9 protein-coding genes are annotated in these 14,195 nt (G+C 43.7%); 4 read left to right on the top strand and 5 right to left on the bottom strand.

The window, feature by feature from the left end; translation table 11 throughout:
* The first annotated feature begins 248 nt into the window (after nucleotides 1-248).
* Nucleotides 249-815, top strand: a complete 567-nt coding sequence (locus F6K37_RS17235) for a Uma2 family endonuclease (protein WP_008177811.1) — start codon at nucleotides 249-251, stop codon at nucleotides 813-815.
* Between the two features lie 120 nt (nucleotides 816-935).
* Here the strand turns inward: F6K37_RS17235 and era are convergent, their stop codons facing one another.
* Nucleotides 936-1,952, bottom strand: coding sequence for a GTPase Era (era, locus tag F6K37_RS17230; protein WP_008177814.1), 1,017 nt, complete (start codon nucleotides 1,950-1,952; stop codon nucleotides 936-938).
* A 201-nt stretch (nucleotides 1,953-2,153) separates the two neighbouring features.
* On the opposite strand from era, the gene F6K37_RS17225 reads away from it, so the two are divergent.
* Both F6K37_RS17225 and F6K37_RS17220 read left to right on the top strand, forming a co-directional pair.
* The gene (locus F6K37_RS17225; protein ID WP_287251346.1) at nucleotides 2,154-4,031 is read left to right on the top strand and encodes a DUF3370 family protein; all 1,878 of its coding nucleotides are present in this window, start codon (nucleotides 2,154-2,156) and stop codon (nucleotides 4,029-4,031) included.
* A 384-nt stretch (nucleotides 4,032-4,415) separates the two neighbouring features.
* A complete protein-coding gene (locus F6K37_RS17220) occupies nucleotides 4,416-5,849 on the top strand; it encodes a hypothetical protein (protein WP_287251345.1) in 1,434 nt (477 codons plus the stop codon).
* A 240-nt stretch (nucleotides 5,850-6,089) separates the two neighbouring features.
* On the opposite strand, the gene gap is transcribed toward F6K37_RS17220, so the two are convergent.
* On the bottom strand, nucleotides 6,090-7,106 hold the full coding sequence (gene gap, locus F6K37_RS17215; protein ID WP_287251343.1) for a type I glyceraldehyde-3-phosphate dehydrogenase: 1,017 nt from the start codon (nucleotides 7,104-7,106) through the stop codon (nucleotides 6,090-6,092).
* A 588-nt stretch (nucleotides 7,107-7,694) separates the two neighbouring features.
* Here gap and F6K37_RS17210 point away from each other — a divergent pair.
* Nucleotides 7,695-8,693 (top strand): 2-hydroxyacid dehydrogenase, encoded by a 999-nt coding sequence (locus F6K37_RS17210; RefSeq protein WP_008177826.1) that lies wholly within the window; start codon nucleotides 7,695-7,697, stop codon nucleotides 8,691-8,693.
* A gap of 299 nt (nucleotides 8,694-8,992) precedes the next feature.
* Here the strand turns inward: F6K37_RS17210 and F6K37_RS17205 are convergent, their stop codons facing one another.
* The 3 genes from F6K37_RS17205 to F6K37_RS17195 form a co-directional block, all read right to left on the bottom strand.
* Complete coding sequence (locus tag F6K37_RS17205) at nucleotides 8,993-10,057, bottom strand: calcium-binding protein (RefSeq protein WP_008177828.1); 1,065 nt, start codon at nucleotides 10,055-10,057, stop codon at nucleotides 8,993-8,995.
* A gap of 180 nt (nucleotides 10,058-10,237) precedes the next feature.
* Entirely contained in the window at nucleotides 10,238-10,921 is a 684-nt protein-coding gene (locus tag F6K37_RS17200) for a YggS family pyridoxal phosphate-dependent enzyme (RefSeq protein ID WP_044491833.1), read from the bottom strand.
* Between the two features lie 31 nt (nucleotides 10,922-10,952).
* Nucleotides 10,953-13,352: a CHASE2 domain-containing serine/threonine-protein kinase gene (locus F6K37_RS17195; RefSeq protein WP_008177832.1), complete on the bottom strand. Its 2,400-nt coding sequence runs from the start codon at nucleotides 13,350-13,352 to the stop codon at nucleotides 10,953-10,955.
* Nucleotides 13,353-14,195 lie beyond the last annotated feature (843 nt).

Raw genomic sequence — 14,195 nt, 5'->3', positions numbered from 1 at the left:
TCAAAAGTTAGATGATGAAGATGCGATCGCAGCGGTTGCTTTGGTTCCCATTTCAGATCAAGAGCAGGAAATCGAAGAGCAGGAACTCCCAGACCAGGAACTCCCAGACCAGGAAGAGTCGGTAGATTCAGATAAATAAACCACTAGAAATAAACCTACAATAGGTTTTTGTAGACGGTTAACCGTCAACCGTCTACAAAACCCACCTTAACTACACTAAGAAAACGGTTTTCTAGGAGGCAACTCAAATGATTCAAACTGCCAAAAAGTTTTACACATTTGAAGACTATCTTTCCTACCATGATGACACTGACTACAAGTATGAGCTTGTTAATGGAGAGCTTATTGCTATGCCACCTGCTAGTGGACTACATGCCCTGATTATGCTTTTTTTATTCAAGCAATTTGATAGAGAAATTGAGAGGGTTAGTTTAGATTGGGTTGTTATGCCTGGTAATCTTGGGGTTCGCACAGCTGAGAATAAATCTAGAATTCCTGATTTAGTCATTATCTCAGAAAATCAGCGGCAAGCTATCAGTTCCATGTCATCAGCGGTGCTGGAATCAGCACCACTACTAGCAGTAGAAATTGTTAGTGCAGGTAATCCCCAAGATGATTACCGCTACAAGCGTTCTGAATACGCGGTGCGGGAAGTGCCTGAATATTGGATTGTTGATCCAATTAAGTCTAAGGTTTCGGTTTTGCGTTTAGTTGATGGGTTTTATGATCTGACAGAATTTACAGGAAATAAAAAGATTGAATCACAAACATTTCCCGAGTTAGCTTTGACAGTTGAACAAGTATTTGCAGTTTAGACTAATTGTTAATGATTAAGTATTAAAATTAGCTCTTGAACCAAGTTTAAAATTTATCTGTATTTCTATCACTCATAAGTTTACATAGCAAAAAATACTATAGCTATAGTAGACTTACTATTACTTCTCAACCCGATATCCCAACTCTAATAACCGTAAGCGAGATTGTCGCCATTTCGGTTTTACTTTCACAAACAATTCCAGGTAAACTTGACCAGCAACTAACTTTTGAAGTTGTTGACGAGCCGCAGTACCAATTTGTTTGAGCATATTACCCTTTTTTCCAATTAAAATACCTTTTTGGGAGTCTCTCTCTACATTGATCGTAGCAAAAATACGGGTAATTTTTGGTTGCTCCTCTACTAAATCAATAGTAATAGCAACCGAGTGGGGGACTTCCTCACGAGTTAGGAGTAAGATTTGCTCTCGAATCAATTCCCCCATGATAAACCGTTCTGGCTGGTCGGTTAAGAAGTCAGGGGGATAATAATATGGCCCTGGTTCTAAGCGTTCAATTAATTTCTGCTGCAATAGGTCTAAGCGATCAGCTGTCAGGGCAGAAAATTTTACGACTTCCCAGCCTTGAGCAGTAGCTAGTTTAGCATAACTAGCATCGATTGATTCTCCCCTACTGTGTCGAGGTTGTATATCTGATTTGTTCACACCCAAAATTACTGGTGTCTTAGTATGGCTCAGTAGATCAACAATAAAGCGATCGCCTCCTCCCGCCTCCACCGTACTATCCACCACCAACAGCACCACATCCACTAACTCAATCGCTATTTGGGCATTTTTCACCAAGACCTTACCCAGTTGATGATGAGGTTTGTGAATCCCTGGCGTATCCACAAAAATCAACTGAGCTTCCGGTGTGGTCAAGATACCTCGCAGCCGATTTCGGGTGGTTTGAGCCACGGGCGAAGTGATAGCAATTTTTTGCCCTACCAGTTTATTCATCAGTGTGGATTTCCCCACATTCGGACGTCCTACAATCGCCACGAAGCCAGACTTAAACCCATCTGGAGCAACCGGAATAGTTCCTAGAACTGATGGCTTGATAACTTTTTCCTCTAGGTTATCTTGGGAAGAGTCTATGGTCGAATCATCTTGGTCTTGGATTTTAGAATTGTCAGTCATTGAACCAATCGTAGTTTTTATTGTTTTATTATGAAATTTATGTTAGCAACATAGATAAGGACTATGTTGAGTATGTTGTTACAGGGGATAACACCCCGGTTAATTGACCAACAATATCATAAATAGAACTGATCGTGGGCTTGAAGTAAAAAATTCCAAGTTAGTTACCCACACTCAAGCAGTTTAGACTACATACTACTTATGACCAATACCGCTACTTTCCCTGACCTGGAAAATCATTGGGCGAGAGATTGTATCAACCAACTGCGGGATCGTAAGTTGGTCAGTGGTTACCCGGATGGTAAATTTCGTCCTAATTCTAGAATTACCCGCGCTGAGTTTGCCGTCTTAATGCTGAATGCCTTTCCCTCAGCACCGATTCAGCGGGGTGGTATTCGTTTTAAGGACGTACCTAGTAATCATTGGGCCAAAAATGTGATTCAAGATGCCTACAAGCGAAGATTTTTTTCGGGCTATCCTGGCAGACGATTTAAACCCAATGAGTCCATTTCTCGAGTGCAAGCGATCGCAGTTTTAGCAGGAGCAAAGAATTTCCCTATCCCGTCAGATCCCGATGGAACTATCAGACGGTATTTTACTGATGCTACCCAGATTCCCCAGTATGCTAAAAATGCGATCGCATCCGCAGCAATTAATACTATTGTGGTTAACTATCCCAATATCAAACAGGTCAAACCAAATCAGAGTGCTACCCGTGGTGAAGTAGCGGCTTTGCTGTGTCGGGCGTTAAACATCTATGCTGTTCCACCTCAGTATATTGCTGGAGTGGAAGTTTATCCTGATGATGTTCGTAGTTTACCAGGGCAATTGGATCAGGTGCCTGTCTTTAATAGCAATAGTCCAGAACTAGTCAGAAGTGAGGGAATTTTGCTGTCTACGTTTTCACCGGAAGGGAAACAAGTTGCTTCTGCCCACCTTGACTATGGCTTTAATGGACGGTTTGATATCTTTAGCCACCATATTGCTAGAGCAGAGACTCAGGCGGAAACCCATCCCCTTTACCAAGGATTGATAGTTTATAATCCCAATGACACACCTGTTACAGTGGACGTCTTGCAAGGGGCGAGTTATCTGTCTACCCCAGATGCACCGTTTATCTCGTTGCCGGATATGGTAGATAATCCCAACGGTACAGTCTATGCTGGTCCTGGCAGTCGGACAATGAATGATGTACTCAGGGGAATTCTCAAAGAAATGTTTCCCGCTAAACTGGTGCTGAAGGCAAAACAAAGCCAGATGTTAATGAATCAGCCAATTCCAGTTAAACGATCACCAGCTTCCAATGGTCGTTCTACCATGATGCGGTTACGAAGTGATGGGATGGTGTATCTGGCTAACTTAGCGATGAAAGCCCCTCGTGATGGCAATGGGATTTATCGGGAACCTACGGTAGCAGAATGGCAAAACCTACTGGATACGGGTAGCTTAGCTCAACCCCGTGGACCGATACCCACTCCTCTCGAACCACCTCAAGAACCGACGGTGTTTGGTCGGGTGGCTGGTGTTTCCCAAGGTTCTCAATGGCAAGTGCTGATTCAAGATAATCCAAATGTTAACTATTTGAGTATTCCTCAGCTCGGGCAGGCATTTTCTTATGTGTTGGGGACCCTACATCTGATTACTCTGAGTACAGGGCAAATTCAAAGTGCACCGATGTTAAGGCGCTATCCCGATACGGCCTACTTTGCCCACAGTAATTATGGGGTAGAATACAATATAACTTTACCATTGAAGAATACTACTAATCAACCCCAAACGGTGACGGTATCGCTGCAAACGCCATTGAAGGATGAGGGGGGTACTGATCGACTGCTGTTTTTGAACCCACGGGTTGAAAACGTGTTCTTTCGGGGTACACTCAGAATAAATTATGATGATGATGATCGAAAGGCTCAGACGCGCTATGTGCATTTAGTGCAGCGACGAGGACAGCCAGGGCATCCATTGGTGACGTTGAATTTAGCCCCTGAAGAAGTTAGGCAGCTACAGGTGGATTTTCTCTATCCCCCGGATTCGACACCACCCCAGGTGCTTACAGTTCGGACTTTGGAGGGTTAGGAGAGTTGGAAATCGGCTCACAAATGCAAGGTCGCAATGGCGCGTACGCACAATCAAATATTAATCTCGATTCTAGTAGTCTGACGGATTTAGCATGAATCTGCTATTGTGTAACGTTAGCACCATACTAAACTTTATCAAAAATAGCTGATGCGAGCAAAAGCGATCAGTATTAACTATTTAGGAGTTTAGTTATTGCTGACGAAGTTTTGCCTAAGATCATCAAACAAGCAGAAATGCTGACTCTAGATGATAGAGATGATCTAGTTACGGCAGGTACTGCCTAGGGATATACCTAGAATTGCTGTCGGCACCAGAACAACTATATCACACTCAGGTTGCTAGATAACTGTTGCTAGATAACTATTGATACGTTGATCACTTATGCCTTCTCAAACCTTTATCGTGCGTGCTCATACTCGTACGATCCATACCCGTCCAGTTACCTTTTTCTGCCCGAAATGCCATCATATGACTACTCGTGAGTGCTATCCTGGTAAGCCTCCTAAATACTGTCTCGAATGTAGTCCGAGGCGGAAACGTCAGCAAGATGAGCTGTATATACCCGAAAAGGGGATGTTCAAGCCAACACACAACTTGGTTAATCTTACCAGTGGTCAGAAGACACCAGTATGTCTGGAGAAGTCCCCCCAAGCTGGGTGGCTTTTTGTGAGGACAGCCCTAGATTGGTTTAGCGGGGAAAGCATCATCAAGTATCACACAACTAAAGGGGTTTACAGCCAGGAGGTGCCGTTGGCAGATTATATCGTCGAAGCTCTACCAGCTGGCGAGATCACCACAGCATTTCCATCAGCTACCTCTGCTAAAAAGAAGATTACTCCTGCTAAATCTTCATCAGAGCTAATTTTAGTAGAACCCTACAGTGTGAAGAAGATGTGCGATCGCTTCCGGTGCGGGGACAGGTTACTCAAGAGGATGCGCACTGACCCAAACTTCAGCCAGTGGAGTCGCTCTCGGGATCCCGAGGGCATCACTTGGGAGTATCGGCAAGGAAAATATTTTCCTTTAGTTGATCAGGTTAATCAGGTTCATCAAGAATCATCAGACACCTTTGAACCTGAGATCGATGAGACTACTCCCACCACTAATGGGTCATCCCAGGGTATTTTAGTAGAACCCTACAGTGTGAAGAAGATGTGCGATCGCTTCCGGTGCGGGGACAGGTTACTCAAGAGGATGCGCACTGACCCAAACTTCAGCCAGTGGAGTCGCTCTCGGGATCCCGAGGGCATCACTTGGGAGTATCGGCAAGGAAAATATTTTCCTTTAGTTGATCAGGTTAATCAGGTTCATCAAGAATCATCAGACACCTTTGAACCTGAGATCGAGGAGATTACTCCCACGACTAATGGGTCATCCCAGGGTATTTTAGTAAAACCCTACAGTGTCAAAGAGATCTGCGATCGCTTCCGTTGTGGGGACAGGTTACTCAAGAGGATGCGGACTGAGCCAAACTTCAGCCAGTGGAGTCGCTCTCGGGATCCCGAGGGCATCACTTGGGAGTATCGGCAAGGAAAATACTTTCCTTTACTTAATCAGGTTAATCAGGAATCACCAGCCACCTTTGAACCTGAGATCGAGGAGACTACTCCCACGACTAATGGGTCATCCCAGGGTATTTTAGTAAAACCCTACAGTGTCAAACAGATGTGCGATCGCTTCCGTTGTGGGGACAGGTTACTCAAGAGGATGCGCACTGAACCAAACTTTAGCCAGTGGAGTCGCTCTCGGGATCCCGAGGGCATCACTTGGGAGTATCGGCAAGGAAAATACTTTCCTTTACTTAATCACCAATAGTTCATTAGTTTCAAACCTAGTCAGCAGATGCGTTCGCGTAGCGTGGCCGTAGGCCAATCGCGCCCCGCGTGACCTACGGTCAATCGCATCTGCTTTACTATTTCTGGGATAACAGAAAGTTTGGTCTTTCCGAACTTGCGGTCTCTTCGAGTCTGTTCTGCCTCTTCCCCTTCTCCGGGTTCTAGTCAGGGAAAGTAGTTAGTGATTTTTCCTTTCCCTGCGCTAGCTGCTACGGGCGACCTAACCTTTAGCTGCCATAGATAACATCAGGTCAATCATGCGGTTAGAGTAACCCCACTCATTGTCGTACCAACAGACAACTTTAAAGAAATTAGAATTAAGTTCCATTCCCGCTCCAGCATCGAAAATGCTTGAATGAGGGTCCCCTTGAAAATCGGTGGACACCACTGGCTCCTCTGTATAGCCCAAAATTCCTTTCATCGCCCCAACTGACGCTGCCTTCATTGCTGCACAAATCTCTGGGTAGCTGGTTGCCTTTTGAGTCCTGAAGGTCAAATCTACCACTGATACATCCGGTGTTGGTACCCGTAATGCCATCCCCGTAAGTTTACCTTTCAGTTCCGGTAACACTAGCGTGACAGCTTTGGCCGCACCCGTAGAAGCGGGGATAATGTTCTGAGCAGCACTTCGCCCCCCCCGAAAGTCTTTCTTACTTGGACCATCTACCGTTGGCTGGGTAGCAGTCATGGCATGGACCGTAGTCATTAACCCTTCCGCTAGCCCAAAATTGTCATTAATCACTTTAGCAATGGGAGCAAGACAGTTAGTTGTGCAACTGGCATTGGACACGATAGTATCAATACCCGGGTCATAGGTATTGTGATTGACACCCATCAACAGGGTGGGAACCAAATCAGGGTTTTTAGTCGGAGCAGAGATTACCACCCGCTTCGCTCCCGCTTCTAAATGCTTAGAAGCCCCATCATAGGTGGTAAATAGACCTGTAGATTCTACTACATATTCCACACCGAGTTTCGTCCAAGGCAGTTCCTCTGGGTTTTTAATTGAGACACAGGGGATTTTCTTGCCATTGACCACAATTCCATCAGCTTCAGCTTCTACGGTACCCTTGAAACGACCATGGGTTGAGTCGTATTTGAGTAAATAGGCGATAGTCTGTGGTGGAACTAGGTCATTAATGCCCAGCACTTCGATTTCTGGGTAGTTGAGGGCAGCACGGAATACGAGTCGTCCGATACGACCAAATCCATTGATACCCACTTTGACAGTTGCCATGGACAAATCTCCTTTAAGAGGTTTACAAATTTACGTTTGTCGATAATTAAGAATCCTGATCCAGCGATGCAGCCTAGTCTTGGGGAAACCCCCACTCGCGCTCTGCATCAAGACAATGTCATCCAATAGAGAAGATTAATTCTTCCTTTATTGTTGACAGCTGGGAGCATCAAAACTATCATTAACGGATTGCAAAGCAACCAGATGTGACTCAATGATTTTTGCTAGGCATCCAAGCTATTGTTTATAGCTCACTCTACTCATTATTTGTTAATCCTTTAACTTAATTTAAGACTGTGGTAATTGGTGTCAATCTCTCCCACTGATCTGTGTTAAACTTCAAATAAATAAAAGAGAAGGTAAGCATTTATAGCGCTACGCGCAAGTCAGAAGTCAGAAGTCAGAAGTCAGAAGTAAGCTATGACTAAGTTTCGGAGTTTAGGAATGTCAAACACCTTAATGGGTAGTGCTATACATGACCGCTGATAGCTAACTGTTAAATGCTTACCAGAGAATTAACCTTTTCTTTAAACCTAGTCTTTAAATTTTTATCTAAAATTTAATTAAGCTTGTTTTGGCATTACATCTATGAAAGTCGCTGTCTTTAGTACCAAAGTCTACGACCGACAGTTTCTGGAAGCTGTTAATTCCCAATATGGTCATGAATTAACTTTTTTTGAACCGCACCTCGATACTCAAACGACTATTTTGGCATCAGGATGTCCAGCAGTATGCGTTTTTGTCAATGATTCCCTCAACGGACAAGTGTTGGAAAAGCTGGCGCAACAGGGAACTCGTCTAATTGCTCTACGCTGCGCTGGTTTTAATAATGTGGATGTCACAAAAGCGACAGAATTGGACATGATAGTAGTGCGTGTTCCGGCTTACTCCCCTTACGCGATCGCTGAACATACGATTGGCTTAATGCTAGCCCTGAATCGCAAGATACATCGTGCTTATTCTCGAGTACGAGAAGGAAATTTTTCCCTAGATGGACTCTTGGGATTCGATATGCATGGTCGCACTGTAGGCATTGTGGGAACTGGTAAAATTGGTGTTGTGGTAGCCCAAATTCTCAATGGTATGGGGTGTCAATTAGTGGCATATGATCCCTATCCCAACCCGGATTGTCAAGCTTTAGGGGTCAAGTATGTAGAGCTAGCTGAACTCTTTGCTATCTCTGATATTGTCACCCTACACTGTCCCTTAACTACTGAAAACTATCATCTGATTAATTCCGAAGCTCTAGAGCAGATGAAACCAGGTGTGATGCTCATTAATACTAGCCGAGGGGGATTGATTGATACCAAAGCCATTATCGCTGCCCTCAAGTCCAAGAAAATTGGCTATCTCGCTCTGGATGTCTATGAGGAAGAATCTGAATTGTTTTTTGAGGATTTGTCTAATGAAGTCATTCAAGATGATATTTTTCAACGTTTACTGACTTTCCCTAATGTAATCATTACTGCTCATCAAGCTTTTTTAACTGAAAATGCCCTCCATAACATTGCTGAAACTACACTATCTAATATTACTAACTTTGAGCAAGGTCTTCCTTGTCCGAATAAAATTATTAATAGGGAATAGGGAATAATATCAAGTCAGGTTTAATACCTATAATTAGAGGGAGAGTGGGAAGTGTGGGGAGATTGGGGGGGTTCCTAGGGAATGCGTTCGCGTAGCGGCTCTTTCATAGCATCCCATTATATCGAATCCCATAATTTTGAAGTTGGAAGACTTATCCAAAATAGTTCAAAACTATGATATGATTCCCTATTTTAACCAAACCTTAACAACTAGTGACCTCGGCAAAATTCAATCAAGATTTTAGTAATCGGTAATCCTAATCCAATTACCAATTACCGATTACCAATTACTAAATTGGCCTAAAACGCACTAGGAGGAGCGGTAACAAAGGAACGAGGAGGGAAGACTTGTAAATCAATATGCTGCTCTGGACTGAAATCAAGACCTGCTTGTAGTTGAGCAAATTGTTGCTCTTCAAAAGACAGAGCACCTGTAGTTTTATTGTAGGAGATTTGATCAATATCAAGTTCCCCAAAACTAACAATTTCAATCCTATCTCCCTGTTGGACATTGAAATCTGTAATCCTGTCAATTCCGCTTTCAGGTCGTGGCACTTCCGAGTCATCGTTCCTCGGCAATAGGAAACTATCAGTTATGTTGATTCCCCTTGAAAATTGTAGCGGTTGTGATGGAGGCATTGAAGGCGGGAAGATTGGTAATGGACGATTTGTAAATGTGAACTTAAAGATATCAGATCCGTGACCACCAGTCAGGGTATCGCTTCCGTTGCCACCTACTAGAGAATCATCACCATTGCCACCAATTAGATAATCATTCCCACCACCAAAGACATTTTGATCATCACCATCACCAATCAGGGTATCATTGCCAGTGCCACCAATGAGAGTATCACTGCTACCCCCACCTTCGAGCACATCATTTCCGTCTCCACCATCCAGGATGTCACGACCTGGATTATAGTTGATGGGAATTCCAGTCAAACGTCTACGAACATCACCTAAAAGGGAATCATCACCAGCTCCGCCTTTTAGGGTATCATTACCATCTGCTCCGTTGAGAGTGTCATTTCCTGTGCCACCGTCGAGGAAATCATGATCAGATGTCTGTTTAACCTCAAACAAACTCAAGCCAAAGCTAGGACCCGGTCCACCAGTAAGGACATCATTCCCTGAGCCACCAATCAGAGTATCATTACCCTCTCCACCGTTGAGAACATCTGAATCCTCCTCCCCTTCAAGACGGTCATTACCCCCTCGACCATTGAGAATATCATCCCCAGCTCTACCTTTGAGGGTATCATCCTGTGAGCCACCGCTGAGAGTATCGTTGCCACTATCACCTATGAGAATTACACTAGTATTTGTAGTATTTGTTTCCAAGTCCACTAAGTTCAAGTTAAACATTTCTTCGAGCACCTATTCCTATCCAACTCCGACCTCCTTTATTGTCTGGTCTTAGGTATGGTAAGGCTAGCCAATTTTGCAGTATTTAGCCAATTTGACCGATTTATTGGTGCCCGTTGACGCTTCTCGGTAAACCCGACCGGGGTCCCAGCGCAAAATACCATTAAAAATGCTCAAAAATTATTCACGTTTTCCGAAAATCTTGCTTCCTAGGCGAATCATCGTTGCTCCTGCTTTAATAGCCTGCAAATAATCTCCCGACATTCCCATTGACACTTCTTTTAAATTTAACTGAGTTGTTTGATTAAGCTGTTCCTTGAATTTAGCAACTTCTACAAATGCATCAAAAATTTCAGCTTCCGATAACTCCAAGGGAAGAATTGTCATTAACCCTTGAATATCTAAGGAATCGCAAGCTTCCAATTCTGGTAACGTTTCTAATAACTGCTCAACAGACCAACCATATTTATTAGGATCGGGCAATATCTTAATTTGTAAACAAACCTTAGGTCGTTTATTTAACTCATTAGCCCGCCGATTTAAACTCTGGGCTAACTTTAAATCATCAACGGAATGGATCCAGTCCATTGTTTGAACAGCTAGTTTAGCTTTATTTTTTTGTAAGTGACCGATAAAATGCCAGGAAATCCCCTCTAAATCTTTTAACTGCTCCTGCTTAGCACAAGCCTCTTGCAATCGATTTTCTCCGAAATCCCGAATTCCCGCACCATAGGCTTCCCGCATTTTTTCCACAGATACGGTTTTGCTCACTGCAATTAAACGGACATTAGGCTTTAACTGTTGAAGAATCTGCTGGATATTATCAGTAATAGGTGTAGTGATAGTTAAAGGTATTTTTTCCATAGTCTTCCTCTTGCCTTTTTCCTCCATGGCTTCACCCACCAATCACTTTGGACAAATCTTGTAGGATTACCTCAGCTGACTGGTATCTGTCAGCGAAATGATAGGTTACCATCTTTTCTATAATTTGGGCAAATTCTTCAGGTACATCTGCCAGATTACGCCAGATCACTTCACCACTTTCTGGAGAAATGGGCAATTGATAGGGACGAATGCCAGTTAATCCTTGAATCCCAATCATACCTAAAGCATAAATATCACTATTGAAACTAGGGTGTCCCGCTAATTGCTCTGGTGGGGCATAACCGCGAGAGCCAATGGCAACCGTAGCATTTTCTTCCTGACTCTGCTCTGGGCTTTTAATCTGTTTAACTGCTCCGAAATCAATTAGTACCAGTTGACCATCAGTTTCACGACGGATAATATTGCCAGGTTTGATATCCCGGTGGATGACGCCGTATTTGTGGATAAAGACAAGAATTTCTAAAATATCTTTCAGGATATCCGCGACTTCCTTTACTCCAAGCCGTTTATCTACGGGCAATTCGTCACTCAGGGACTGACCGGGAATATATTCTTCCACTAAGTAAAATGCTTTATCTTCTTCAAAATAAGCTAGTAGTCGAGGAATCTTTAAATGATTACCCAAGATTTCTAATATTTCTGCTTCAGTGCGGAATAGCCGTCTGGCAATTTTCAAGAATTGCGGATCGCTACGAGCCGGTTTCAATTGCTTGACCACACACTGGGGTGAACCAGGTCGCTGAGTATCTTCTGCTAAATGGATTAGACCAAACCCACCTGAACCAAGAACACGCTTGGTTTGGTAGCGTCCAGCTAGGAGGTTATGTTCGGGTCGGTACTCTACCGATGTGCCATCAGGGTCTGCACCAGCTGTTGGGTTCCAAATTGCTGTGGCATCTTCTTGAGATAAATCGGTTTGTGGTATCGGTATAGTTTTGGTGTTAGTGCTGGAGATGGTTTTGTTTTGTTCTTTCAACAACGCCTGTAACAAGGCCAAGTTCTGTTCCTGTTCTTGAGCTTTGGCTTCAATTTTGCGGCGCTCTTGCTCTGCTTTTATGCTCTCCTGTTTAGCCTTGTAACCGGTGTAAGTCATTACACCAGTACCCGAAAGGATTAATGCCAACGCAGGTGCCACAACAGGTATCCATCCTGAGTTGAGAAATAGCAGGTAGGATGTTCCGAGCAAAATACCTAGAGCAATACTCTCAGATAGTACTAACTGTCGAGTGTTGCGGCTTACCCCAACTAACACGCCCCCTATTAGTGTCCAACCCCAAATCCACAAGCCTTCTGTCCACTCAGACCAAAACCAAAACTGTGCTCTTCCCTCTCCAAGTGCGCCACTGAGCAGTTGACTCACGATTTGACCATGTATCATGACTCCTTGCATATGCTTGCTTTCTTTTTGAGCAAAACTGTAGGGTGTTAAGAAGTCATCATCTTTGATACTAGGAGCATTCATCCCGATTAGGACAATCCGGTCTTTGACCAAGTCCGGTTCAATCTCCTCATTCAGAACCTTAGTTAAGGTAACGGTATCGGCAAGGTGATCAGCAGAGCGGTAATTCAATAAAATTTGGTAGCCTCCCGTATCTCCCTTTTGGTAACCTCCAGCAGTAGGAGATATCTTGTTATAGACTGTTTTTCCTAGCTTCATCTGTTTTCGGGAGATGTTTTCGGGCTTGATTCCCCGCTGTTCCAAATAGCTTCGGGCTAACTGAAAGCCGAATGATAATCTGGTGGTGCAACCCACGATGCTGGTATTATCACTGGTATTGTCAAAAAATAATGGAGCCCGCCGGACGATTCCATCGGGATCTTCAAGTAGATTAACAAAGCCTACACGATGCTGAGAAATGTTTGGGGGGGCTGCAACACTGGATGCTTCTGATTGACCCCGATAGCAAATTGGGATTATGCGATCGCTACTTTGCAGTAGTTCAGAAAATTCGCCATGACCCGGTTCTACTGGACTGTCTCGAAAGATATCGACACCAATGACAGCGGGTTGATGTTGCTCCAACTTCTGTAATACCTCATACATTACAGCATCTTTGATTGAAGACCCTCCTGGAGCTGTTGTGCCTTTTAAATCTGGCTCAGTCACCTCTACTACTAAGAGGCGGTCATCGGGTGGTAAAGCTGGTCGCAGCTCTATCATCCGGTCGAAAGCCTTTAACTCAAAAAACTGTAACATTCCTAGGTGCTTAGACCCTAGCATTAAACCAGTTACCGCCAAACTCGCTACCAATGCTGGGTTTATCCCAACATATTGCCCCAAGCGTTTCAGCCGCGACCAAGCTTTCGCAGATTTTCGGGGCGGGGGGGAGGGATTTTCCACCTGGGGGCTAATAAGTTTTGATTTGTTTGGTGACTCTTCTGTCGCCACTTTTACCAGCTGAGCACTCATATATAATAGTTATTACTAGAAACGATCACCCTTGATGTTCACCCTTGATGATTCTATAAATAATACGATCAACGGTTCGATCACCCTGTAGAGTAGTGACTCATTCCTTGATTCAATGCCCTGACCTAAGTTGGAAACGTTGCTCTTTGTATTTTCCCGATCGATTTAATCGATTGAGCAGAAGCAATGGAAGCGAAGTTGCTTACACTACCATTTGGCTTTTTTTTGGTTAGGAAGCAAGTCGTGCTTATTGTGTCAAGCTATCAATCGGATTATCTGAAATTTGTCTTCAACTTCGCCGTGGTCAACCACCCTTATCCCAATTATTGATGCCCACCTGACTAATATCTTGGGTAATTCTACATTGATAGTTTTGACAGCAAAAACTGGCATTTAGCCTATACAAACAGCTTCCTGCATTTTAGCTTAACAACCGGTGGATAGTCTTCATCCAACATATCGGCAAGTTTTACTACTCACAGGATGCCCTATCGCCAACTTTTCTTTTTTTGATTGCTTTATCAACACTAGAAAATCTGGCTACTGTCATGCTTCAAGTACAGTTTCGGCTTTGGTTATCTACTTGAAAAGACTTCCAATTCGCCGTTGCTTATCTATTGTCACTTATTAGTTAGACAAAAAAAGACAAAAAACACCTATAACTATCAGCCTGGCTTCAATCGCAGGTTGATAGTTCGTACACCCCTACTGCTAATCTATACCGTCATCAACCCTGCCAAGTCATCATCCCACCCTGACCTAACCGGTTCATAGGTGGGATGAATCGTAGGGATTATTGATCACATAGTCTTCCGAGAGACAAACGTTGGTCAGGTAGTGAGG

Source organism: Moorena sp. SIO4E2 (assembly GCF_010671945.1).
Lineage (GTDB): Bacteria > Cyanobacteriota > Cyanobacteriia > Cyanobacteriales > Coleofasciculaceae > Moorena > Moorena producens.
Note: the sequence above shows the minus strand (reverse complement) of the source record. Positions and strands in the feature narration are given on the sequence as shown.

Bases quoted from the DNA above. Each gene is read 5' to 3' on its own strand.
- F6K37_RS17205 (WP_008177828.1), bottom strand. From the start codon at position 10,057: ATGTTTAACTTGAACTTAGTGGACTTGGAAACAAATACTACAAATACT.
- F6K37_RS17200 (WP_044491833.1), bottom strand. From the start codon at position 10,921: ATGGAAAAAATACCTTTAACTATCACTACACCTATTACTGATAATATC.
- F6K37_RS17210 (WP_008177826.1), top strand. From the start codon at position 7,695: ATGAAAGTCGCTGTCTTTAGTACCAAAGTCTACGACCGACAGTTTCTG.
- F6K37_RS17235 (WP_008177811.1), top strand. From the start codon at position 249: ATGATTCAAACTGCCAAAAAGTTTTACACATTTGAAGACTATCTTTCC.
- era (WP_008177814.1), bottom strand. From the start codon at position 1,952: ATGACTGACAATTCTAAAATCCAAGACCAAGATGATTCGACCATAGAC.
- F6K37_RS17225 (WP_287251346.1), top strand. From the start codon at position 2,154: ATGACCAATACCGCTACTTTCCCTGACCTGGAAAATCATTGGGCGAGA.
- F6K37_RS17195 (WP_008177832.1), bottom strand. From the start codon at position 13,352: ATGAGTGCTCAGCTGGTAAAAGTGGCGACAGAAGAGTCACCAAACAAA.
- gap (WP_287251343.1), bottom strand. From the start codon at position 7,106: ATGGCAACTGTCAAAGTGGGTATCAATGGATTTGGTCGTATCGGACGA.
- F6K37_RS17220 (WP_287251345.1), top strand. From the start codon at position 4,416: ATGCCTTCTCAAACCTTTATCGTGCGTGCTCATACTCGTACGATCCAT.